This is a genomic window from Pseudomonas sp. HK3, from assembly GCF_052920985.1.
In genome coordinates, this window is the sequence record NZ_JBREXD010000003.1 from 530,930 (window position 1) to 554,679 (window position 23,750).

The following is a 23,750-nucleotide window of genomic DNA, read 5'->3' on the forward strand; positions in this document are numbered from 1 at the left end:
CGTTAATAAAAATACATCAAGATATGCGCTCATACTGACAGCCTGTTTCTACATATCATATAAACAGGCGCCAAAACCATAAACTAAAGTACATTAAGCCTTACATCGGCCACCGTACCCAAATAAACACTGCACGCACTAAAACTACCCAGTGTATCGCCACTCAAACGCATGTGTAATGTTTTACCTGAAGACCCTGCTGGAATCGTAATTGCTTGATTAAAACTGTAGGCGTTATCATCCTGCTCTAGCTTTAGTAACTCTTCTTCAGTGCCAGTGTCAAACGAATACTTACCATCATCATTTATGTCCACACGCACATACCATGTTGTTTTAGATTTTTGTGTATTCAACACCCTACCTGAAACATTAATAGTGAAGGCTTGGCCAGCTGTCACATCAATGGCAGCCAAGTCAGAATAATCATAACGATCGGCATCAAAGTTAATATTTACGCCATTAATGGTGACAGAATCAAACTCTCTTTTCTTAACGGCTAAACTTCCCGGCGCACAGTACTCATCCGTAACCGAATGGCTTCTAGAAAAACTGTCTGTCAAACCTTGATCATCTTCAATTGTTAGCTTGGGTGTGTAAACCCCCTTAACGTCATACTCATGATAAGGTGATGCTTCATTGCTTGTTTGTCCGTCACCAAGCTCCCAATAATACGAAACAACGGTATTGTCAGATTGAGGATTGGCCGTAAATTGTGTGCGTAGCTTTTCTGAACTCACTTGGTAATGTGAAAAAGTATCTTTATTTTTTAATTTGATTTTCACACTGCGAAAGGCTTCTATAACAGTGTCACTTTCATACCCTTTTGACTGCGCTGTTTGTAACACACAATACGCAGATTCTTGTATTTCACTACTAGGCTGCCAGCAAGACCTAGCGGATTCTAAAAATAAACCAAATGCTTTTTCTACGCCCCACTGCTGCGTCAGCAAATAAAATGGATATGTCATCATACCCATACGCTTATAAAAATTAGCGCCCGCCTCATCATAATCAAAGTAGCTAGGAATCGCCCCATCTTCTGTTTCGACTCGATCAAGATAGCGTTTACGGGATGAGTTATTTTCATCACCATACACCCAGTTCAATTCACCATACAAAGAGTAATACGCCATAACCGTAGACATATCTGAAAATGCCTCATGTAACATGAGTGCATCAGAGTGATATTGCGCATCGGTAACATAAATAAGTGCCGAGTGTTGATTCAAAATAGCATGGGTTGTTTCGTGGCTAATGGTTTCAAGGTTGGCAAGACCGAGTGATTCAAACACGTCATCATTTAAATTTACATAGGCCCCATCCCAAAAGCCAGACAACCGGTAATCTGACTCATAACCATAATGTGCACGAATTCTCAGTTTATCTAACGGCCTGACACCCAGTAGTTTTTCATACATATCAAATACGACATTGCCATAGTACATTGCATCGTTAATTGCTGAATAGTTATGAACAACTTCATTGCCGTCGTCATCTTCTGTTAGCGTTTTTCTGTGTTCATTTCTCTGTGACGTCGTGCAGTCAAATTCATATGGTCGATACAATAAATCATCAGGGGTATTTGGTTGGCCTGCTGGAGAGGTGTACTCTTCAAAACCTGAATCATGAACCAATACATTACCATTATCGAACACACATATAGTTTGATCCCCACGTCTCTGAGCGGTTAACGCTAACGGAGGGCGCTCATCGCCATATTCCCAAGGGGTTAAATATGTACCACCGGGGCCAGTTACATGAACCATATCTTGAATAGCATATTGAACTGAAATCCCCATGCTCTCATTAATTACAGGCGTTATGAGTAGGTGCATACCTTCAGTCGCAACAGGTGTTTCTGCTGGTATTTCAAGAGTAACCAGAGTGTTACTCCTCACATCAACCATTAAACGTTCGGTGTCGATAAAATCACCTTGCGCATCTGTCCATCGCCCAAGCAACGCAGTGGCATTGCAATTATTTGGCATGCTAATCAATAGCTGCCCACTTATTTTACCAACAGCAGGATCTACATCATTAAATTCAAGGTTATCGGCTATAAGACTGCACAGCACCGTTGTTTCGGCATCATTTGATCCGCCACCTCCGCCACAAGCCACTAACGAAATAAGCACGGCGATTAAACACATTTTTTTCATGATATAAATCTCAAAATTTGGTACATAAATATAGAATTAGTCTCTACTGGTTTTATGATGATCAACGGCAAAGCTTAATATGAGTTTCAACATAAAAAAGACACTCACAACCATAAACCACGCTGGCAGTGCTAAAATTGCCGCTATTAATATGCCAACGCATAATAAATTTGCAGAAACAAATAATTGCAAAAAGTGTGCACTCAATAAGTTAACCAAGACAGTAGAAGAAATAGTAAAAAACCAAATAATACACGAATATTCCAGCGGCCCATCAAGCAGCCATGCTATTAAGACAAGGTGAAAATGAAGACCAATAAACACCCAGCGTGACATTGCTCGTGCAGCGTAATAATCGTTGGTGCCTTTCGTAACATTAGCAATACAACCCGCCAGCACATCCCCAACCAATACAAAACCGAATATTAATGCCCACAAAGCAACCCCACTGTCTTTGGGAAACAACAACCAATAAATCAGCAGTGCTCCCAATAGGGCAAACAGTATGGTGATAACAACCTCAATTACCGTCTGTTTTTCACCCAATACTTCATGCAACGCTTTGTGTATGTAAAGTACGTTCATTTCCGCCCTCATTATCCCTATTATTAGCCACAACTATCCGTGATAGAAAGCACCTTTAGGCGGCTGACCAAGTAACGGCATAACGCTGGCCATTTGATCTTGCGGATATGATTCGATTGACTGCTTATGGCTTTCCTTTGTTTCCCACTTTTCAATCACAACAAAGAACCCAGTACCCTCATCTTTTTGTAAAACCTCACAAGATAGGCAACCATCTGATGACTGGATATATGTCTTTAACGATTTTAAAAATTCAAATAACTCATCTTCTTTACCAGCAGTCGATTTAAATTCATTAATCCTTGTTATGCTCATAGCGATCCCTACTTAAAATATAAAACATACCATCACAGTGAACATCATAATGAGTAAATAGTGTTCGGGCCACCTATTCACCCTCACTCATCAGCTCTTTTACTTTTACACTGATAAAATCCACAGCGGCTTTCACTTTGGGCGTACTGTAGGCCAATTTTTGATACAGCATATAAATCGCAAAGTTAGCGTTTTCTGTAATATTTAAAGGCTGCTCAAATTCCAACTGCATAAGTTCACCACGCTCTAAATATGGCTGAACAACCCATACTGGTATCATCAAAATACCTTTGCCTGCAATGGCTTCTTGCACCAGCCACTTACCATTATTGGAAATAAGCTCAGCAGGCGCTGTCACGTCTTGCCACTGGCCATTAATCTCACTAAGCCAAGGTGTTGGTCCCATCGGGGTTTTGAAAAACAGCCCTTTATGTTGCCTAAGTTGCTCGGTACTTTTAGGTGTACCGTATTGCTTTAAGTAACTGGGCGCAGCCACAGGGACAAACTGATTGGACATGAGCTTTACCGCCAGTACTCGCTCGTTAGGTGCATAACCGCCACGTATAGCTATATCTACATCATCCCGCGACAAGCTAGATAACTCATCACTCAATACAACATCTAACACAATATCAGGGTACGTTTGTTTAAATTCATCCATTAAGGGGATTAATATATTTTCACCAAAACCCACCATTGAGCTGATCTTTAAGCGACCCATGGGCTGCGTTTGGTAACTGCGCACCACTTGATCACTGCGTTCTAACTGAATGAGGATATCTTTTACTTCGCCGTAGTAAGTCTGCCCAATTTCAGTCAGGCTCACCAGACGTGTTGAACGCTTTAATAGTTGAGCACCAAGGCTGACTTCTAAATCACTAATACGCCGTGAAATAGACGATGCCGGTACATCAAACTGACTGGCGGCCGCTGAAAAGCTCCCCGCTTCAACCACACTAATAAAATAGCGAATCGCCTTTAACTGATCCATAAACACCCTATTAATGTCATAAAGACAATAAAGATTAGCAAATAGCGGACTATATCTCACAATTTATCTGGGTAATATGGCCGTACCGCTTAACTTGATTAGCGCCTTATTTCGCAAATTAAAATAAAGGAACCACACGATGACCCAATATACCGAAATCAATCTAACCAAACGCCCTGATGGCAGCCCAATTGGCCCGCATATGTTTGAAGTGGTTAACAAAGACGTCCCTTCTGCCGGACCAAATGAAATCCTCATCAAGCAAACCCACATGTCATTGGACCCAGCCATGATGGGCTGGATGAGCCCAGATACTGAAAGCTACATTCCTCCAGTTGATCTCGGCACCGTTATGCGCTCAAGCGGTTTAGGTGAAGTGGTTGAGTCAAACAATCCAGATTTCAAAGTGGGCGACCGCGTCATGGGCATGACAGGCTGGGCAGAATACATTGTCAGCAACGGCCAAGGTTTTAATAAAGTAATGGACGGTGTAGACGCAGAAACGGCTCTTTCTATCTTCGCATTACCAGGCTTAACAGCCACGCAAGGCATGACAATCATCAAACCTAAAACAGGTGAAACGCTTGTTGTAACAGGTGCGGCAGGTTCTGTTGGCTCTATCGTTGGTCAATTGGCCAAAGCTGATGGCATGCGCGTAATTGGCGTAGTGGGCAGTGATGAAAAAGCCGATTGGATCGTAAACACGCTCGGGTTTGATGGCGCTATCAACTATAAAACTGACGACCTTGAAGCAAAATTAACCGAGCTAACACCCAATGGCATCGATGCGTTTTTTGAAAATACAGGCGGCCCAATACAGCAGCATATATTTGCACGCATGAATGCCCATGGGCGCGTTGCGGTGTGTGGCATGATTGCTGACTACACCAGCGAAACCCCAGCTCCGGGCCCTAACTGGATGCAAATCATTAAAAAACGCTTAACCATTCAGGGTTACACCATGCCGGATCACTTTGGTGAAGTACCGCAATTAATTGGCAAGCTAGCGCCGTATGTGATGCAAGGTAAAATCAAACACCGCACACACACTTTAGATGGATTAGAAAGCGCGATGACCGGATTAAATCTTTTCTTTACGGGCGGTAACAAAGGCAAATTAATCGTTAAGCTTTAAGCTTAACCATTACAATGCTGCAATTTAGGTGCTCTACTCTAGAGCACCTCCATCCTCAATCAACACAAACGCTAATACTTATTATTTGCACTTAGTTTTTTACTGTACTATTATCCGCAACCATATGCATACCACCTACGTCTCAGTTAAAGATCCGCAGGCAATGCTCACCCCTATTTTTGGGGATATTATTTTACGACTGCTTTTTATTTAGAGAGCAATATATCGCGCTAAAATCACAAAAAAAACATACAACAGCCTAACCCTTCAATCCTTTCAAATTTGGAATCCGCATGAAAATTATTACTATAATATGCAGCATCTCACTGGCTTTAGGTGCAGCAGCAAGCCAAGCCAAAGAAGACAACACATCAATCAAGCAATACAAAACCGAAGCGAATGTATTGCTTGGGCAACTAGAAAAAAAAGACACTAAAAACATTGAGAAGCAGTCTCAAAAACTGGTTAACATCAGCAAAGATATCATTAAATCTGTGAACAAAAGCTTACCTCAATGCACTGAATATTTTACCGCACTATCAAATGCGGCTGACACAATGGCAGACTTAACATTAGCAGAAATCGAATCTGGTTATCATGCTGACGGTTTATTGCCCGCCCTTAAAGATTCTAACTGCTACCATGCGAAAGATTTACTGGTTCACCCTGCTACCGTTCAGGCCATGGCGCGCATTGGCATTAAAACAGAAAAAGAATGGCACCAAGCAAAGCATGAAATTGAAGAAGTATTGGCACATTTAAGTATCGTAAACGGCCAATTTTAAATATAAAAAAAGGCGCACAAGCGCCTTTTTTATTTTTTTAAAACGGTATCCCTGTTGCTAAAAAGCATACAAAAAACCTACCACCTTACCAAACCTCACCCCACAAATATGAGTCACTCTTTAACACGCAAGTGATTATTACCATCGCGACTTGATCGAATTAGCGTATCACCCTGCTCAATTAGTGCCTGGCCTCTATGGGACTTAGCCATGCGATCATATAGCACCACATTCGCAGTAGCCGCTAAGTTCATACAACCAATGGTGGGGATGTAAACGACCTCATCCGCTTGATTGATTATTTTTTGGGAAATATTCCCGTCTTCTGGGCCAAAAATATAAAGGGCGCTTTCTGGGTGCTCGAAGTCAGGTAACGGGGTTGCGCCTTCTACCAACTCTATACAAATAATTTTTGTATTTTCACTCATGTGCTCTTTAGGCACATGCAACAAATCATCTACTTTTGTAATATGAGTTTGCGACTGAATATTGTGGGTGTCCGTATTATGCTTTAACGCATAAGCATAGCGATTCCCGGTGTAATAAATATCATCAGCTTGATAACAACCAATCGCGCGCAATACCGATCCTACATTTTGTGCATCTTTTGGGTTAATTAACCCAATACTAACTTTTGACTCATTCATTTTTAAAACTCATATTTTTTCGGGCGCGGGGTGTTATCCCCCCATGAACTCAGTGAATGCACTGGATACACCCTTTGACCATTTTTGCATTCTGCTGTTCGGGCGCAGGGCACCCTCCTACAATTCATCTTAATAATGTTCAAGGCATCAACACCAAGCGAGAGCCCCACACCAAACAATCTAAACATCGTACGAGGGTGCCCCGCGCCCGATAACCCAATCTTACTTATTCCAACCAAACCGAATCCCAGTAAGGGTATTCTTTAATCGATTCACACAAACCAGCCCTCAAAGGGTTGGCAACAATATAACGTGCAACATCAATCAAAGCTTCATCAGTGCGGATAGCATGGTCATAGAAACCAACATTCCAAACATTTAAGCCAGAATATTTTGTAAACAGGGACTTAACTCGCTGTACAGCTTGCGATATGTCACCTTTTTCTAACGTTACCAACCAGTGAATATGGTCTGGCATTACTACAAACGATAAAGTTTTAGTGAAACCTAAATCTTCATCTGCTTTTATAATTCGAATGATACATCTAGCGTGATCAAAGTTATTAAAAACAGGCTCGCGATCTATCGTAGACATCACCAAGTGGTAAACAAAACCAATTTGAGAATAACGCCCCTTCTTGAGAGCAGAATAGCCTTTACCTACTTTCATCATTGAAATCCTTTTCAAGGTCGTTTTATTTTTCGGGCGCGGGGCACCCTCCTACAATTACACTCAGTACGATGGTGCCCCGCGCCCGACCAAACCAAACTAAAGCTTAGACACCACACTCACCATAGCATTAGTCAAAAAAGCCAAATCATCATCATTAATAACAAACGGCGGCAATACATAAACCAGCTTCCCAAATGGTCGCACCCATACGCCTTCTTCTACAAACATGGGTTGCACGGTAGGCATATGAACGGGTTCGTGTAATTCAATGACGCCGATAGCACCTAAAATTCGAACGTCTTTCACTGGTGATAATTCACGAGCGGGTGCCAATCCTTTTTCTAATCCTGCTTCTATGTTGGCTACTTGTTGTGGCCACTTATCTTCCATCAATACGTCCAAGCTGGCATTGGCCACGGCGCATGCTAATGGATTCCCCATAAAAGTTGGGCCATGCATAAATACGCCAGCCTCCCCTTCACAAATGCCCTTTGCTACTTTGTCGGTACATAAGGTCGCGGCCAAACTCATAAAACCGCCGGTCAAGGCTTTACCCACACATAAAATATCCGGTGAAATACCGGCGTGCTCGCAAGCAAACATTTTGCCTGTGCGACCAAAGCCCGTGGCGATTTCATCTGCGATTAATAACACCTTAAATTCATCACACAATTCACGTATTCGCTTTAAATAGTCAGGGCTATAAAAGCGCATACCGCCTGCACCTTGTACAATGGGTTCTAAAATAATAGCGGCGATCGTTTCATGTTGAGTTTCAAGCTTATGCTTAACGTCGGCAATATGATGCTCTTCAAATTGTTCACCCAATAAACATTGTGGTGCTTCGGCAAAAATATGCTTACTCAATACGTTTTCAAACATATGGTGCATACCATTCACCGGGTCACACGCCGCCATAGTGGCAAACGTATCGCCGTGATAGCCATTTTTAACCGTTAACAGTTTATTTTTTTGTTTGTTGCCTTGGCTCAAGCTGTATTGAAAGGCCATTTTGATCGCCACTTCAACCGCCACCGAACCACTATCACTAATGAATACTTTATTTAAACCTTGAGGTGTAAGCTTGACGAGTTTTTCACATAAGGTAACCGCAGGTTCATGGGTCAAACCGCCAAACATGACGTGACTCATGGTTTCAATTTGATCATGGGCCGCTTGCTTTAATTTAGGATGGCCATAACCATGCACCGCCGACCACCATGACGCCATACCATCGATTAATTCGCGACCATCTGCCAGTTTAATGCGCACACCGGATGTACTGGCCACCGGAAAAGGTGCCAAAGATGATGTAAAAGATGAATACGGATGCCATACATGCTGCCGGTCTAAGGTTGAGATTTGCTCTGGGGTCAATTGGGCCATGCAACACCGAGATAAAAAGAAGATAGTACATTCTAACGGAACATACTTATTGATCCAAGGCGGCAGTACATCCGCGTCATTTGCGCTACACTCTTCCCGTTATTTTTTGCTAAATCAAACGAGCTCTATTCCTTATGAAAGCCATCGCCTTTGACCTCAGCTTGCCTATTGAACACAACGACAGCCTAATCGCCATTGAACAAGCTATTCCCAACGCAGCGGGCACTGATTTATTAGTGAAAGTTGATGCTATTAGCATCAACCCCGTGGACGCGAAACTCCGTCAGCGCTTGCGCCCAGAAAAAGGCGAACCCAAGGTATTAGGTTATGATGCCGTGGGTATTGTGACCGCGGTAGGCGAAGCATGTTCGCTCTTTAAGGTAGGCGATAAAGTGTTTTATGCCGGTGACATGAGCCGCCAAGGTAGCAATGCAGAATATCAATTAGTCGATGAACGTATCGTGGGTAAAGCGCCTTCAACTATCTCTAATGCTGAAATCGCAGCTTTACCATTAACCGCTATCACCGCTTATGAAATGCTGTTTGATCGCTTACAAGTGGATATCAAAAATAAATACCAAAGCACTGAAAACTCTGTTTTAGTTACGGGTGGCGCGGGTGGTGTGGGCAGCATCATGATTCAGCTACTCAAAGTGCTCAATCCCGAGATCACCATCATTGCAACTGCCAGCCGTGAGGAATCATTCGATTGGTGTAAAAAGATGGGCGCTGATCATGTGATCAACCATAACAATGGTATTGCAAGTGAACTTAAAAAAATCGGCATCACTCATGTAAGTCATATTGCCAGTATCACTCACACCCATTTACATTTTGAAGACTTTGCTGAAGTGATTAAACCACAAGGTAAAATTTGTTTAATCGATAACCCGCCAGCGCCACTTAATATTGATTTATTAAAAAGTAAAAGTGTGAGCCTGCACTGGGAATTCATGTTTACCCGCAGCCTGTTTACAACCGAAGACATGATTAAACAACACCATGTTTTTAATGAAATCGCCGAGCTAATCGACAGTGGTAAAATTATCACCACACTTGGGCAAAACCTTGGGAAAATTAATCTTGAGAATTTAAAGCTTGCCCATCAATTAATTGAAAGCAATAAAAGCATCGGCAAAATTGTATTAGAAGGTTTTTAATTCTTAACGGCTTAATACCTTAAAACACGGTACATTTTATATACCGTGTTTTAAGACTTATTACTAAACACTGTCACTCCTAACGTGATTTACGCACCAACCACACACTGCCTGTTACCAAGCATGCAAACACAACATGGTTTACAGTTAATGTGCTTTCCAGCAGTAACACAGCAAACATGAGTGTAAAGAAAGGCTGTAGCAACTGTAACTGTCCAGTTTGTGCAATGCCTATTTTTACCATAGAGCCGTACCAAAAACGGAATCCTATCCACTGGCTCATCACTGCAAGGTAACCAAGGGCAAGTATCGCCGAGATATTTTCAAGCCTAAACCCCTGTGCATTATCCATTACGTTATAACCCATACCGAATAATGAAATGGGAAGATACAACGCCATCATCCAACAAATTGTTTGAAAACCACCTAACCGTTTTGCAACGTGTCCACCAATGGCATAACCCACACCCGCAGCAAATAACATCGCAATTAGAGATAAATGAAACACACCATTAGATTGACTATAAGCAAAGAAAAAAAGTAACAGTGTGCCCGCCCATAAACTCATCCAAAATTGTTTTGTGGTTGTCTCTTTAAATAACCCCACCGCTACTAATGCCGTCACTAAGGGCAAGCCCGCTAACACAATACCAATATCGGTAGCCTGAAAGTTTTGCAGCGATTGCGCCAACATATACGGAAACAGCAAGCTAATCCCAGCGCCACCAGCCGTAAGCCATATCAAATCTTTTGCTTTTGGCATTGGCCATTTAAACCACCATATCATCGCGATACTGCCTAAACCGGCTACGACGGCTCGCATAAATGCGATGAACTCAGGCGTAAAAGCATCAAGTGCTAAAACCGTGAACGGTGCCGTTAAACTAAAAATCACCACCGCCAACAAACCCTGCCATGCTGGCATAACAGGCTTTGAGATATGCGCACTATTGAGGTCTTGAGAATCAAGGGTAGAACTACTGGATAAAGACATAATGGCCTCCTTATTAATCTGAGGTCCATTTTGCCAATATAACTGTCATGCAAGTAGAAGCAGTACACATCTTAAAATACAGTACAATCTGCCTTAAAAACAAAACTGTACCGCACTGTTTAGGCCAAACTGTCATGTATGCAATACAGTTAGTCTCGCCTGACACAGGCGTAAGGACACAACGAGCTCATGACAAGCCCTTATGGTTGTATGCAGAAGGTGGCGAATTACCCGCTAAAGAGAACGGTTAGAGGATAAAAGGATTCGATGTAAGCCTGCATATTCAAGCGTACTTAGTTGCGTAGCTCAATCAGGCTTAACAATAGGTTATGCATGTCATCAGATTTGGCATTACGGTTCATCAAACTCTCAGCACTGCTGACTGAGTATTGAATAAACTGCGCGCCTTTAGGCGTATGTAACATATAAATAGCGCTAGTATTAATAAAAACGGTCAGCCAAAAGACAAATAGAAAACGCCGTTTTTTCATTTTATGTCGCAGTCGCTCTTGAGCAATCATGGCACCAGGCCACCCGAAGAACAAAGATGACAGGTGCAATGTATTCTCAGGTACTCGCCACGCATCATCCCTTGCAGCCGCTTTATCTTTTACGTAAAGCAAGTAACTAAAAATACTCGAACATAAAACAATCAGCGAAAATGCTATAGGTGTGTACCCTAAGTAATAAGAGCTGAGTAAAAAAACAACAAAAACAACAACTAAATATTTTTTATACGCAGGCACTATCTTTCCTAACTGGTTTTGTCTTCATGCGATAACAACGTTTGTCTAAACTCGCTAGGGCTCATACCGCTCCAGCCTTTAAAGGCTTTGGCAAAATTACTCGCATCACTATACCCCAACTGAGTAGCAATCCGTTCGATTGATTGCGGTGTTTCTCTTAATAATTTTATGGCTTTTTTATGCAGTATTTCGTCTTTGATATCTCGAAAACTTTGCCCTTCTGATTTAAGTTTTCGCTTTAGTGTTGCCGATGACATGTTTAGCGAGGCTGAAATCCGATCAATCGTTGGTAAACTGCCCTCGGCATTTTTAAATGCCAGTGCCACCGCCTGACTCACACGGGTAAATTGCGACATGGATTTTAATTCATCTTCGCACACCTCTTGCGCCATTTTCACTAAATCTTGATCAAATAGCGGCAATAAATCATCCAGTAATTGCGACGGCCAAAGTAACATACAACGCGGCGCAGAAAACTGAATAATCGCGCCAGGGGCCAAACTATCAAGGTCAATACTGTCGTCAAGCAATGGCTGCCCTTGCCAAAAATTAGGCCTAATGGGCAACTCAATTTTGGTTTTAATTTCATCGGGATAAGACAGCATTTGCCGAATAATAAATTCAATGCTGGTGAGGTACGCTAAAATCAAAAAATATATTTCGTCGCTGCTTTCAACTTCTAGATCAACATACAGTCGACGGCTTTCGGAATCACGTTCTCGGTACACACTGAATAATTGCTCCCGTGTACTCATATAAGCCGTCACGGCACTTGCTGCATCGTTAGTGGTTCGGCTATGACGAGCCGCAATCCCTAACGCACCATGCTTGGATACAGTCATGCGTTTTCCATAGGTAACCGCTAATGACATATCGGGTTGCTGCTGCCTAAAATTAGACACCACTTTTAAAAAAGATTGATGCCCCACTAAAATACCGGGGCGAATCACAATGCTGGCATCAAGCTCGCTGCCCAACAGCAAATCACTTTGCTTTAAACCAAGCTCAACACCTAATTCCAACAATAAAATTAAATAATCAGAAGAGATCGTAAGGTTACCGTCACCGACTTTAATGTTTGTCGCTTCATTCATTGGCAGTATCGTCATATAGAACGGCCCCTAAAACCTGATCTCAAAACACCCAAAGTTGCATCTAATTCACCTATAGCAACTAACGTCCATGTGCCATAGTTAAGTCATAATAATAAAAGAGACAAAACGATGACAAAGCCTAACGATGGTGCAATAAAACCACGCCGTATGCAATTTAATACAGACGACATGAAAATGTCGCAATTTGCCATAGAAAACAATTCATTAATCAGCACTTTCTTTTATTCCCTTTCTGCTATGTTTCCTGAAGGCGAACGCTTTTTCATACACACAGTACGTCACTATCAAAAAGCAATTGACGATCCAAAAATGCTGGCAGATATACGCGGCTTTATTGGGCAAGAAGCGCATCACGGTCGTTGTCATGAAGAGATCAACGATGAAATAGAAAAACTCGGCATCCCCATGACAATGGTATCAAAGGGCATGACCGCCCGCGTTAAAATGTTAAAAAAACGGTTTAGCCCTGCTCGCCAACTGGCACTCACCGTCGCGATGGAACACTTTACCGCCAGCTTGGCTGAATTCATTTTAGAGAACCCAGAAATTTTAGATAAAGGCCCAGAAAGCTTTCGCCAAATGATGCTTTGGCACAGCGTTGAAGAAATTGAACACAAATCGGTGGCTTTTAATGTGTTTCGCCAACAGGTTAATAATGAATGGATGCGTCGTCGCGTCATGGTCGTGGCCATGCTGTCATTATTTACACGCCTGGCCATTTTTCAAATACGCATACTGTGGAAAACCAAACACCTACCAAGTGCAAAAGAATGGTTTGAGGCCACAAATTTTTTCTGGGGTAAAAAAGGTCTTTTGCGTGAAAATGTTCATGGGGTTAAAAAGTTTTTTCGACGAGACTTTCACCCCAACGACATTGATCAGTCTGCATTAATTACGGGGTGGGAAAAACGCTTCCCTGATGTTGCGGCACAAGAAACGTAAAAATGCCGATACACTATCGTAAGTAATCGCCTAACAAATAAGACCATAAAAATCGAAACAACAATTGAAAACAACCTAAAGAGATAAGCCCTACAAGGCTTGTCTCTAGGTTTGATTAGCTCAATCAATCGCCACCGTATTATTTTAACCGACCCTACCGTCATCCCCTCACAACCAGTCACACTAATAAAGCCCAACACACTCACTGCCAAGCCTGCCCTCAACGCTCAAAATAATCTGTACTGGTTCATTACAGATTAACTGTTATGCACTACAATACAGTTTAGCCATTATGATAGACCCCAGACTTCAAGAATGTGACGAACATGAGCACCCTATATCAGAAAGTAGCTAACGATATTGCATCAGATATACACCAAGGGGTGTACATCGCGGGGCAGAAAGTACCCAGTGTTCGCAACCTAGCCAAAGTGAAAACCGTTAGCATCAGTACAATATCTCAGGCTTACGCGCTACTGGAAGATCAGGGCTATCTCACCGCAAAACCGCAATCGGGTTATTACGTAAAAGATGGGGCGAATGACCCTATAGAGTCACCACCGGTATCAAAAGGCAGCAAACCTAACGAATTTAAAAAAAGTGACATTATTGCCATGATGTTGCACGCCGTGCATAAAGACACATCGGTTAATTTTGGCGCAGCCATCGCCCATGAAGCGCTTATGCCCCATCATGCTCTGCAAACTCACATCCATAAGGTTTCACGCTTTCAAAGCACACAGGTTTTTAATTATTTGTTCTCACCTGGGCTTGAATCACTGCGCCGTCAAATTGCGACACGCATGCGCACTGTGGGTGTTAAATGTCACCCTAACGATATTGTCATTACACAGGGATGCTCTGAGGCACTGAGCTTATGCTTAAAGAGTGTGACCCAAACAGGGGATATTATTGCCGTAGAAAGCCCCTGCTATTATGGCTTTTTACAATTAGCCGGTTTATTAGGCTTACAAGTCATTGAGATTCCGACCGATGCACAAGATGGCATCAGCTTAGATGCATTAACACTGGCCCTCAAACAATGGCCAATTAAACTCATCGCCGTCAGTGCTCGATTTAGCAACCCTACCGGGGCGGCCATTCAATCCGACAAACAACAACAGTTATTTACACTTGCGCAAAAATACGATGCCCATATTTTAGAAGATGATATCTATGGCGAGCTTGGCTTTAACCAACCTATTAACACCGTCATTAAAACCTTTGATACTGATGGGCGTGTCATGCACTGCTCAAGTTTTTCTAAAACCCTATCACCGGGCTTACGAGTTGGTTGGTGCATTGCTGGCAAGCAACATAGTAATATCATTGCGGCACAAACCTATTCATCTTTCTCGCCCTCTAGCTTGTCGCAATATGCATTAAGCAGCTACTTAGAAAGCGGTCACTACGATAAACATTTACGAAAAATACGAGCCACATGCCAGCAAAACATAGATGATATTTCACAGTTGGTTAAGCAGTTTTTCCCTGCAGGGACCCGCATCAGCAAACCCAAAGGGGGCTTTATTATTTGGGTCGCGTTACCTGAAAAAACCGATGTTATGGCACTGCAAAAAAATGCATTAAAAGAAGGGATTAACATCGCCCCGGGTGCAATGTTTTCAAATACAAATGAGTTCGATCACTACATACGCCTAAATTGCGCAATACCGATTGATGCAGAAGTGAAGCAGGCCATCAAAACACTTGGCCGCTTAGCCGATGCCTGAGATAGAACATAACGGCTAAAGCCGTTACAATGCACCTCTGTAAACGAGGCTAATATGAACCGCAAAAAGAAAATTTTTACTAAACTGTCGCAAAAAGCAAAAAAGTCGAACTTAAAAGCGAACCCTAAGCACAAACCGAAGTACGTCTCTAAAGCGGATCGCGCTAAATTAGAAGAAGACGGCAATCAGCCTGACATCAACAGCGATTCAGAGCAGGCTTAATCGTCTTTAGTTTGAGTATAAATCTGCTTTTTCTGCTCAATCGCTCGTTGATGCTCTAAGTACAACCCTTCGACTTTATCTCTGGCCCACTGTGTTTTGCGTAAAAACTTAAGACTTGAGTTAATGCTTGGGTCATGAGTAAAACAGCGAATATCCACAATCCGCCCCATCTCTTCAAACCCTAGATGATCAACCAAGTCGGTTACTAACTGCTTCAATGTCACCCCGTGAAGGGGATTGTTTACTTGAGACGTCATAAATACACCTGTAAAAAGTAGACAAATAATACCACAAACCGCCTAACATCCGTTTCAGCGCATCTTTTAAAGCCATCTTTAACAGTCAGTTACAATACACATGTACCATTTTGGCCCTAAATGTATTAAAAATGGACCAACATTGACCATGCTAAAGTATTATAAATGTCATATTTGGCCAAATTAGAGCAAACACTCATTTTCGTATGGTGCGCCTATGATAATTTGCTTGCCGTTGAGTTTGGTAAAAGGATGCCCAAGCTTTGCAATAATAAAAATAATGCATGTAGGCACCCATATGAAATTTAAAACGATCCTTTCCGCTTTGGTTCTAACAGGCCTTGCTGCTAGCAGCCAAGCGCAGTTAGCCGGCCACAATGTTATTCTTGTTCATGGCTTTCAAGCTGACAACGTCTTAAACCAACCTGGCTCTAGCGCCGAAATCGTTCAAAATGGCCAAGATTATTGGTCTGACTACTGGAATTCACGTGCTGAAGCACGACTTGATTGGGACTCATCTAAACGAATCGAAGGTGAGACCGCACAGCGTTTATACGACAAAGCGGTTGATTTATCGCTTTCTGGCCTATGCAACGATGGTTGTGTACTCGTAACCCACTCAACCGGTGACTTAGTCGCCCGCTACTTTATCGAAAACCAAGCGGATTGGCTGTCAGCAAATGGCCATACACCATTAAACATCCTTACCTCTTTAGATTTTGCAGGTGCCGGTGGTGGCACTGAAATAGCCGACACCGTGGTATCCGTCGTCACAAGCAACAATTCAGCCTCTTCAGTTGCTGTATCAGCCGTTGAATGGTTTATGGGCGGCAAAATAGAAAGTGACCAAGACCTAGGTGTTCTTTACGACCTACAACCGGCTGCGGCGCGTAACTTGGCCACATCTCCTAGCAATGTACCGCGCTTACGTTTTGCTGGCGCCGGCAATGCATATTATGGCATCACAGGTGGCTTTATTACGGGTACCGACGACGGTGTTGTGCCAACTCACTCAAGTTGCGGTGCGGTACAACCTAATGCGTACGATAGCTGCTCTAAAAATGTCGAATTTAATGGCAAGATCAAAAACGGCAATGCAAATGCACCCAGCAACCTGTTCGCAAATCACTTCGCGGTATTAATGGGCAATAAAACCCATCATACCGGCACCATCGGTGATCAATCCGGTGTGCAATTGACTTATGTTGATAACAACTTCAATGCTGGTGGCATCAACGTAGACTTCTCAACTGAGTACTACGATGGCTGGTTCGCTGACTACCTATATGTGACCAACAGCAAAAACTCGACCATGAGCCAAAAAGTATACGAAACACTCAATAACTAGCTGTCATCTACACTGAAGCTAAAGGCTAATGAAGTCATACTCATTAGCCTTTTTCTTTGCGCCTCCTTAAGTTTTCGAGCATTAAAAGGTCCAATATGCGTTTATGGATAATAGGCATCGTAGTGATGGCTACTTTAGGGTTTATGTTAAGCGACGTTGGGATTATTGAGTCCAACTCAATGCATTCAACACCCGCGTCCATCACCCAAACGACGCCCACTGCTGCGGTGAAACAAGATATGCCAGCAGCAGATGTAAAAATACTTGAAAAAGAACTAGGCGAACAAATGGCCGTATTGGCTAGCCATTACCAACAAAATATTCGCTTCCCCCATTATTCTACCCCCATTAATGAGGGCCAAACCGATCTTTTAGAGCCACTAAAAGCGCTACCTGTCAGCTTAAACCTAGGTAAAGATGTTGATGACAGTGCACAGCTGTCACCTGAACAATTTAACTACAAGCAAGGTGATATCATTAAAGCCACCCTTTCGTCTTCAGGGCGCATTCAACCCACTCAGGTTTCCATCGAACTAGTTGAGAACAACAAGACACTCAGCCGATTTAGCGTGACTGAAAAAGATAACGCCTATCTGGCAATATTGGACTCAAAAGGCAAAGATTGGCCCGTTGATTTACACATTAAAGCCACATTTAATTTTGCAGAACATGGTCGATTGGCAATTTTATCGCCCATTAAATACTCACCGGATAACGGCACTATATTGTCAATTAGCAAGGCTTATGTAGACGGGGTAAATTTGAGTATTCCCGTACAACTCAATATCAATGAATCTGGACGATACCGCTTAACGGCTAATTTTTTCAGCCAAGACAAAAGCCCTATTGCCCACCTAACTGCCAAGCAAAATCTGAAAAAAGGCAAAAATACTTGGACCTTACAAGTACACAGCGAGGTACTAAGAGCCGCTAATAATCCAGGCCCCTACATACTTGATACTTGGACGCTCACCAAACTGCCCGAACGCCCAGGTATTCGTACAAGCTATGGCGACAGTAATATAAGTGCAGAAAAAATTGAGGGCTTTGCTCTTAATCAATATGACACAACCCCGTGGAGTGACCCACAAGATGAGGCCAGGCTAGAATTCCTACAAAAGCTTCAATAATGGCCACGCTGCACGCAAACAGTGGTTAAATTAGGGCGATTTGTTAGACCGATTGATAACATAAGCAAATTTACCAATAAATTTACGGCAAAATCCGCTAGAATTAAGCTTTGTTTATCCGATTTCATCTGGGCTTTTTGTGACCAATAACTACGTTCTTCGACGCTTACGCTACACCTTCAACTACAATGACCCAAAAATGGTCGCCATTTGTGCACTCGGTGGTTTAGACGTAACGCCTGCCCTTGTTAATACTTGGCTAAAAAAAGATGATGACCCAGATTACGTGCGTTGCTCAGACCATGAAATGGCCCAATTCTTAAATGGCTTTATCATTGAAAAACGCGGTAAAAAAGAGGGTGATGCCCCTAAGGCTGAATTTAGCCTCAACAACAACATTATTTTTAGAAAGCTAAAAATTGCACTTAATCTAATTGATCAAGACATTTTAGACTTACTAGAAAGCGCTGAATTTTTAATGGGCAAAGCAGAACTTACGGCGTTTTTCCGTAAGCCTGACCACAGACATTACCGCGAATGCCAAGATCAAATCTTACGTAATTTCTTGCAAGGCTTGCAAAAGAAACACACAAACGACTCTACGGCCAAAAAACAATCTGAATTCCAAGTAAGCAAAAGCAAAACCGAAAATAAAAAAGAATCGTACAAAAAGAATAAAGGCAAGCCAGATACCAAGCCATACCTAAAACCGAAAAAAGAAAGTGAGAAAGTGGTTTATAAAAACCCTAAATTTGAAAACGACAAACCCGCTGAAGAGAAAGCCAAACAGCGCCCGACTATTTCGTTGAAAAAAGATAAAACAAGCAACAAAAACAGCTCAGATAAAAAGCCCGCTAATGAATCAATTTGGCAAACCAGCTCTCCTAAAGCGCCCAACAAATAACCACCATTCATATTAGACAGGCTTTTGTGAAGCCTGTCGCATCACGTTTCACCCCCCTGAACTTTTGCAACAATTACGGTCGAATCTTATCTATATTCAATTTTATTGAAGATAGACAATCAAATCGTCGTAACAGGTAACCAGATGAAATCCATATTATCGATTAATTTTCAGCGATACTTTGCCAAAGCATTCACGTTTGTTTTTTATATTCTTGCTGCCAGCATTCTACTGTCTACTATTGGTGTTGCGTTTGAAGAAATTGTAAGCGGTGGCGACATCACTCAAATAATTATTAAAGTCATTAACGGTAGCGTCATCGCCATTGCGGTGTTTGAATTGGCAATGGTTATTGGAAAAGAATATGGCCAAGAAGCCGATCATGACGTCATTATTATGTTACGCCGAACACTGCCTAGATTCATTGGTACAGTGTGCGTTGCGTTATCACTAGAAGGTCTAATCATGGTAATTAAATACAGCCAATTAGATTTAGCAGGCAACCTTTATTACCCTGTTGCCATTTTAGTCAGTGCGGCCCTTTTATTAATGGCTTTAGGCGTATTTTTAAAGTTAGCACCGCCCCATGTACAATATCTTGAAGACGCCTAACTAAATCACTCAGCAGAATTGAGTTCGCGTAATTAAGTGCTGAATAAAAAATTATAATCCCGATTGTACTTACAATTCAGAACTCTCATCTTGCCTTTAACACCTAATGGCAGCTCTGCATTAAGCTGCCTGTAATATCACACCAATAACAATTTAAGTGCAATCAACCACATGACCAATGCAATGATCACATCAAACACACGCCAAGCCGTGGGTTTCTCAAATACTGGCGCCAGCAGTCTTGCGCCATAAGCCAATGCGCCAAAAAATATAAACGAAGCGGTAACGCCACCTAATGCAAATTGAACTTGCTGCAATGGGTACTGTGTCGAAATCGCACCCAACAAGAAAACCGTATCCAGATACACATGAGGGTTTAACCACGTAAACGCTAAACACATCATGGCCACTTTTGTAGCAGAAGTGACCACCTCTTCGCTGGCCACTAAGTTTTCGGGAGCTTTAAAAGCCTGCCATAAACTCTTTGCACCATATACTGCTAAAAAAGCCACACCGCCATAGCGAGCCACTGGCTCTAACCATGGCAGCTGCTTAATAATACTCGCGAAACCTGCCACACCCGCGGTGATGAGTAATGCATCGGATACCGCACAAATTATAAACACTAAAAATACATGCTGTTGCTTTAAACCTTGGCGCAATACAAAGGCATTTTGCGCACCAATTGCTAAAATCAAACTAAAACCCAAAGACAGCCCTGCAAAATAGCCTTGCATATTTTCGTATCCGATTATCAAAAAATGAAAAAACAACTAAGCACGATTTATAACCGCGCATAAAACCGATATATTATGCCACCCATCTAATTTAACAGCACATATATTAGGGACAATACTATGCAGGCTGAATATAAAATCAATCATCCTATTTCGGTTGATCAATTTGTGATGCTATTGGAGCACTCTTCTTTGGCGCGCAGACGCCCTATCGAAGATAGAGCTTGCCTGCAAGGCATGCTTGATCACGCCAACCTAACCATCACCGCATGGGATGACAACAAGCTTATTGGTATTGCACGCTGCGTCACTGATTTTCACTATGCCTGTTATTTATCTGACTTAGCCGTCGATGAGGCTTACCAGAAACAAGGCATAGGCAAGCAATTGCAAATTCGTGTTCAAAATAAGTTAAATGAAAAATGTAAGTTGATTTTGATTTCGGCACCCGCCGCTAACGAATATTACCAGCACATTGGTTTTAATCGTAACGAGCGCTGCTGGGTACTTGAACGTCATCAAACTATCTTATAAAACATGAGCCTAAAACAAAAAAACCATGACTAAAAGCCATGGTTTTTTTCGAAGCCAGACGTCGTTTAAAAGTCGTCTTCTTCATCTTCTTTTAAGCGAGCTTGTTTTTCTTGCTCTTCGAATAAAGCGGCTTTAATTTCTTCAAGTACAGAATCAACATCAGCACTGCTTTCGTCTTCTTCAAACAAACCCGTGATCGGCGTATCCGGCTTTAAATCACCGTCTTCGTATAACGCCCAAATTTCTTTTGCATACTTAGTATTTAAAAGTTGTGGTGCGTATTGGGCGTAATAATCACGCATATTGTTCACGTCACGTTCAAGCATAGATTTAGCATGCATGTTAGCCGCCGCATCTACAGCTTGAGGCAAATCAATGATCACTGGGCCATAGTCGTCAACTAAAACGTTAAACTCAGATAAATCACCATGGACAATACCCGCGCATAACATGCGTTTAACGTATTCCATCATCATGGCATGATCTTCAACGGCCTGAGCTTCGTTCAGTCCTACATCATTTAAACGCGGCGCAACATTGCCTTCGTCATCGGTGACCAGCTCCATCAAAAGCACACCATCAAAACAGCCATACGGAGTTGGCACTCGTACATCGGCCGCGTCTAGTTTGTATAAGGCATCAACTTCAGCGTTATGCCACGCATCTTCTTGCTGTTTACGGCCATATTTACTGCCTTTTTCCATGGCGCGCTGGCGACGGCTATTTTTAGATTTTCGCCCCTCTTGATATTGCACTGCTTGTTTAAAGCTACGTTGGTCCGCGTCTTTATAAACCTTGGCGCATAAAATTTCATCACCGCTGGCCACAACATAAACAGTGGCTTCTTTACCACTCATTAGCTGACTGACAACATCATCAATCAAACCGTCCTCATAAAGAGGTTGTAATCGTTTTGGAATCTTCATTGGGCCGTTATACCTTACTTAGCCCATTGATGGAATCTACCGCTCTTATATCTAAGAGCCGACTCATGTGTACCGTCATATCCTTCCTATATTACTGTGAGAACAGGCGGCTATTTTAACGAAGCTTTAGAGGTTTGTATTGATGACAATGCAATATAAGGCAAGAAAAAGCATCCAACCCCTTACGGGGTTGGATAAAAGAGAGATTACGCTTAAAAAATAAGCATCTTAGTGTATTAAAACGGCATGTATTCAGGTTGTAGCGGGAAAGACAGTTCAGCTTTAACGGGATAATGGTCGGATAAATCCCAGCTACCCCAATGTTCTGACGCAATGCTTCTTGGCGTTAACAGTGCATTGTTCGAATCATACGGCGCTAAATGCGCGTTACTGTATAAAATATAATCAAGGTATTCAGTGTACTCATCGTCCGCATACACATTCACAGGACCGGCATAAGAATGCGGATATTCACCTGTCGCTTGAGGCTCAGTAGCATCAAACAAACTTAAAAAATCAGCATGCTCTTGCGGGAAGTGCAGCTTATCGACATTAAAGTCACCAGCCATAATCACAGGCTCTGCATACGGAATGTCTTTACTATCAATTAAGGCTTTAAATTGCGCTAACTGAGCAAAGCGCGTAGCAATGTCATCGGCACCCGTGTAAGCATGAGTGTGTGTGCCAAAGACATGGTATGCATGACTACCCTTACGGATTTTAGCGTAATTCACACCCTTACCGGCAAGACAACCATCCGCACGGCAAGCGTCATAGACAACCGCATCTTGTGCTTCGATCGGCCAACGACTTGCGATGAACGAACCACCGGTTAAGATTTTGCCAAACTTCCAAGGAATTTCAGTTAGGTATGGATATTCTTTTGAAATATTTTTTCTAAAGCGTGCGGTTAAAATAGGATCAAATACTTCTTGGAATACAATCACATCATAGTTTTTCATATATTGCGCGATGGTATTTAAACGGTTACCTGTGTTCTTGGCTTCTATTCCTGGTAGCAACGCCCAAGTATTGTAAGTTAAAACATTTAGCTCATTTGAATACTGGCTTTTTTCTTGAACTTGGAAGTCCTCATGAATGACATAACGAATATCATCCCCTGACGCACGTGCGTATTGCGATTTGAACGCCAGTGTTTGGGTACCATTTAGGTTCACTTTATGGATATCACGATCATAATGCCAAGCATCTTGCTGGCCGCTCAACCACATTTTACTGAACGTCATGGTGCCGCGTAATTTTTGGCGCAAAACCACTTGCTCATCTAAACCAGAAACATACGTATTAAACTCATATTCCTTGCCCCATTTAATTCCTTTGTCACGATTAAAGCGCAAAAATTTTATCGTACCTAATGGCGGCACTTCTCGAGCCAATAACTCCCATTGATTGCCATGGGAAATATTGTTATGACCCGTTTGTATCGTATGAAGGGTTAACGTTTTTTGAGTGTTGTTAGTTAAGTACATATAGCTTTCTGAGAAAGCATTTGCTGTAACAAACAGACTCATTAAGAAAAGATAGCGAAGCATTTTCATATTTTATCCACGATGTTTTATCATTCTAATAGCCAGTGATAGCTATGCTGAGATCATTGTAGATAGTGTTATAAGACAGTATCATGACAATACAAGACAATCTGTGGGGCCAATTAAGACAATGGCCAGATAAGATATAAAGCTGGCCAAATAAG

At 42.2% G+C, this 23,750-nt stretch carries 25 protein-coding genes; 11 read left to right on the forward strand and 14 right to left on the reverse strand.

Features of this window, described 5'->3' with window-relative positions; translation table 11 throughout:
* Window positions 1-83: 83 nt before the first annotated feature.
* The 4 genes from ACU6U9_RS17915 to ACU6U9_RS17930 form a co-directional block, all read right to left on the reverse strand.
* Window positions 84-2,159, reverse strand: a complete 2,076-nt coding sequence (locus ACU6U9_RS17915) for a PKD domain-containing protein (RefSeq protein ID WP_446736362.1) — start codon at window positions 2,157-2,159, stop codon at window positions 84-86.
* Window positions 2,160-2,195: 36 nt separating this feature from the next.
* Window positions 2,196-2,744: a hypothetical protein gene (locus ACU6U9_RS17920; protein ID WP_446736363.1), complete on the reverse strand. Its 549-nt coding sequence runs from the start codon at window positions 2,742-2,744 to the stop codon at window positions 2,196-2,198.
* A 33-nt stretch (window positions 2,745-2,777) separates the two neighbouring features.
* Window positions 2,778-3,059, reverse strand: a complete 282-nt coding sequence (locus ACU6U9_RS17925; RefSeq protein ID WP_446736364.1) for a putative quinol monooxygenase — start codon at window positions 3,057-3,059, stop codon at window positions 2,778-2,780.
* Between the two features lie 73 nt (window positions 3,060-3,132).
* On the reverse strand, window positions 3,133-4,050 hold the full coding sequence (locus ACU6U9_RS17930; RefSeq protein WP_446736365.1) for a LysR substrate-binding domain-containing protein: 918 nt from the start codon (window positions 4,048-4,050) through the stop codon (window positions 3,133-3,135).
* 139 nt (window positions 4,051-4,189) lie between these two features.
* Here ACU6U9_RS17930 and ACU6U9_RS17935 point away from each other — a divergent pair, with 139 nt between their 5' ends.
* A complete protein-coding gene (locus ACU6U9_RS17935; RefSeq protein WP_446736366.1) occupies window positions 4,190-5,185 on the forward strand; it encodes an NADP-dependent oxidoreductase in 996 nt (331 codons plus the stop codon).
* Between the two features lie 293 nt (window positions 5,186-5,478).
* Entirely contained in the window at window positions 5,479-5,970 is a 492-nt protein-coding gene (locus tag ACU6U9_RS17940; RefSeq protein ID WP_446736367.1) for a hypothetical protein, read from the forward strand.
* Window positions 5,971-6,083: 113 nt separating this feature from the next.
* Here ACU6U9_RS17940 and ACU6U9_RS17945 read toward each other — a convergent pair whose 3' ends face one another.
* From ACU6U9_RS17945 to bioA, 3 genes are all read right to left on the reverse strand, one after another.
* Window positions 6,084-6,617: an RNA methyltransferase gene (locus ACU6U9_RS17945; protein WP_446736368.1), complete on the reverse strand. Its 534-nt coding sequence runs from the start codon at window positions 6,615-6,617 to the stop codon at window positions 6,084-6,086.
* Between the two features lie 226 nt (window positions 6,618-6,843).
* Window positions 6,844-7,290 (reverse strand): REP-associated tyrosine transposase, encoded by a 447-nt coding sequence (locus tag ACU6U9_RS17950; protein WP_446736369.1) that lies wholly within the window; start codon window positions 7,288-7,290, stop codon window positions 6,844-6,846.
* A 96-nt stretch (window positions 7,291-7,386) separates the two neighbouring features.
* Window positions 7,387-8,676: an adenosylmethionine--8-amino-7-oxononanoate transaminase gene (bioA, locus tag ACU6U9_RS17955; RefSeq protein ID WP_446736370.1), complete on the reverse strand. Its 1,290-nt coding sequence runs from the start codon at window positions 8,674-8,676 to the stop codon at window positions 7,387-7,389.
* A gap of 134 nt (window positions 8,677-8,810) precedes the next feature.
* Between bioA and ACU6U9_RS17960 the strand changes: the two genes are divergently transcribed.
* Entirely contained in the window at window positions 8,811-9,836 is a 1,026-nt protein-coding gene (locus ACU6U9_RS17960) for a zinc-binding alcohol dehydrogenase family protein (RefSeq protein ID WP_446736371.1), read from the forward strand.
* 79 nt (window positions 9,837-9,915) lie between these two features.
* Here ACU6U9_RS17960 and ACU6U9_RS17965 read toward each other — a convergent pair whose 3' ends face one another.
* From ACU6U9_RS17965 to ACU6U9_RS17975, 3 genes are all read right to left on the reverse strand, one after another.
* The gene (locus tag ACU6U9_RS17965; RefSeq protein ID WP_446736372.1) at window positions 9,916-10,830 is read right to left on the reverse strand and encodes a DMT family transporter; all 915 of its coding nucleotides are present in this window, start codon (window positions 10,828-10,830) and stop codon (window positions 9,916-9,918) included.
* 293 nt (window positions 10,831-11,123) lie between these two features.
* Window positions 11,124-11,576: a DUF1294 domain-containing protein gene (locus ACU6U9_RS17970; RefSeq protein WP_446736373.1), complete on the reverse strand. Its 453-nt coding sequence runs from the start codon at window positions 11,574-11,576 to the stop codon at window positions 11,124-11,126.
* A gap of 8 nt (window positions 11,577-11,584) precedes the next feature.
* The gene (locus ACU6U9_RS17975) at window positions 11,585-12,685 is read right to left on the reverse strand and encodes a helix-turn-helix domain-containing protein (protein ID WP_446736374.1); all 1,101 of its coding nucleotides are present in this window, start codon (window positions 12,683-12,685) and stop codon (window positions 11,585-11,587) included.
* A 114-nt stretch (window positions 12,686-12,799) separates the two neighbouring features.
* Here ACU6U9_RS17975 and ACU6U9_RS17980 point away from each other — a divergent pair, with 114 nt between their 5' ends.
* The 3 genes from ACU6U9_RS17980 (at window position 12,800) to ACU6U9_RS17990 (ending at window position 15,588) form a co-directional block, all read left to right on the forward strand.
* Entirely contained in the window at window positions 12,800-13,633 is an 834-nt protein-coding gene (locus ACU6U9_RS17980) for a metal-dependent hydrolase (RefSeq protein ID WP_446736375.1), read from the forward strand.
* Between the two features lie 326 nt (window positions 13,634-13,959).
* Window positions 13,960-15,366 (forward strand): aminotransferase-like domain-containing protein, encoded by a 1,407-nt coding sequence (locus ACU6U9_RS17985; protein WP_446736376.1) that lies wholly within the window; start codon window positions 13,960-13,962, stop codon window positions 15,364-15,366.
* Window positions 15,367-15,420: 54 nt separating this feature from the next.
* A complete protein-coding gene (locus ACU6U9_RS17990) occupies window positions 15,421-15,588 on the forward strand; it encodes a DUF2986 domain-containing protein (RefSeq protein ID WP_446736377.1) in 168 nt (55 codons plus the stop codon).
* On the opposite strand, the gene ACU6U9_RS17995 is transcribed toward ACU6U9_RS17990, so the two are convergent.
* Window positions 15,585-15,845: a VF530 family protein gene (locus ACU6U9_RS17995; RefSeq protein WP_446736378.1), complete on the reverse strand. Its 261-nt coding sequence runs from the start codon at window positions 15,843-15,845 to the stop codon at window positions 15,585-15,587. The two genes, ACU6U9_RS17990 and ACU6U9_RS17995, sit on opposite strands and share 4 nt — an antisense overlap.
* Before the next feature lie 298 nt (window positions 15,846-16,143).
* Here ACU6U9_RS17995 and ACU6U9_RS18000 point away from each other — a divergent pair, with 298 nt between their 5' ends.
* The 4 genes from ACU6U9_RS18000 (at window position 16,144) to ACU6U9_RS18015 (ending at window position 19,839) form a co-directional block, all read left to right on the forward strand.
* Entirely contained in the window at window positions 16,144-17,193 is a 1,050-nt protein-coding gene (locus tag ACU6U9_RS18000; RefSeq protein ID WP_446736379.1) for a hypothetical protein, read from the forward strand.
* A 95-nt stretch (window positions 17,194-17,288) separates the two neighbouring features.
* Window positions 17,289-18,323 carry a DUF4785 family immunoglobulin-like domain-containing protein gene (locus ACU6U9_RS18005; protein WP_446736380.1) on the forward strand — a complete coding sequence of 345 codons (1,035 nt, stop codon included), beginning with the start codon at window positions 17,289-17,291 and terminating at the stop codon, window positions 18,321-18,323.
* 139 nt (window positions 18,324-18,462) lie between these two features.
* The gene (locus ACU6U9_RS18010) at window positions 18,463-19,227 is read left to right on the forward strand and encodes a DUF1456 family protein (RefSeq protein ID WP_446736381.1); all 765 of its coding nucleotides are present in this window, start codon (window positions 18,463-18,465) and stop codon (window positions 19,225-19,227) included.
* Between the two features lie 144 nt (window positions 19,228-19,371).
* Window positions 19,372-19,839: a hypothetical protein gene (locus ACU6U9_RS18015; protein ID WP_446736382.1), complete on the forward strand. Its 468-nt coding sequence runs from the start codon at window positions 19,372-19,374 to the stop codon at window positions 19,837-19,839.
* Between the two features lie 137 nt (window positions 19,840-19,976).
* On the opposite strand, the gene ACU6U9_RS18020 is transcribed toward ACU6U9_RS18015, so the two are convergent.
* Window positions 19,977-20,576, reverse strand: coding sequence for a LysE/ArgO family amino acid transporter (locus ACU6U9_RS18020; protein ID WP_446736383.1), 600 nt, complete (start codon window positions 20,574-20,576; stop codon window positions 19,977-19,979).
* 120 nt (window positions 20,577-20,696) lie between these two features.
* On the opposite strand from ACU6U9_RS18020, the gene ACU6U9_RS18025 reads away from it, so the two are divergent.
* Window positions 20,697-21,110 (forward strand): GNAT family N-acetyltransferase, encoded by a 414-nt coding sequence (locus ACU6U9_RS18025; RefSeq protein WP_446736384.1) that lies wholly within the window; start codon window positions 20,697-20,699, stop codon window positions 21,108-21,110.
* A gap of 65 nt (window positions 21,111-21,175) precedes the next feature.
* Here the strand turns inward: ACU6U9_RS18025 and ACU6U9_RS18030 are convergent, their stop codons facing one another.
* Window positions 21,176-22,036: a PA4780 family RIO1-like protein kinase gene (locus tag ACU6U9_RS18030; RefSeq protein WP_446736385.1), complete on the reverse strand. Its 861-nt coding sequence runs from the start codon at window positions 22,034-22,036 to the stop codon at window positions 21,176-21,178.
* 236 nt (window positions 22,037-22,272) lie between these two features.
* The gene (locus ACU6U9_RS18035) at window positions 22,273-23,595 is read right to left on the reverse strand and encodes a sphingomyelin phosphodiesterase (protein WP_446736386.1); all 1,323 of its coding nucleotides are present in this window, start codon (window positions 23,593-23,595) and stop codon (window positions 22,273-22,275) included.
* Window positions 23,596-23,750 lie beyond the last annotated feature (155 nt).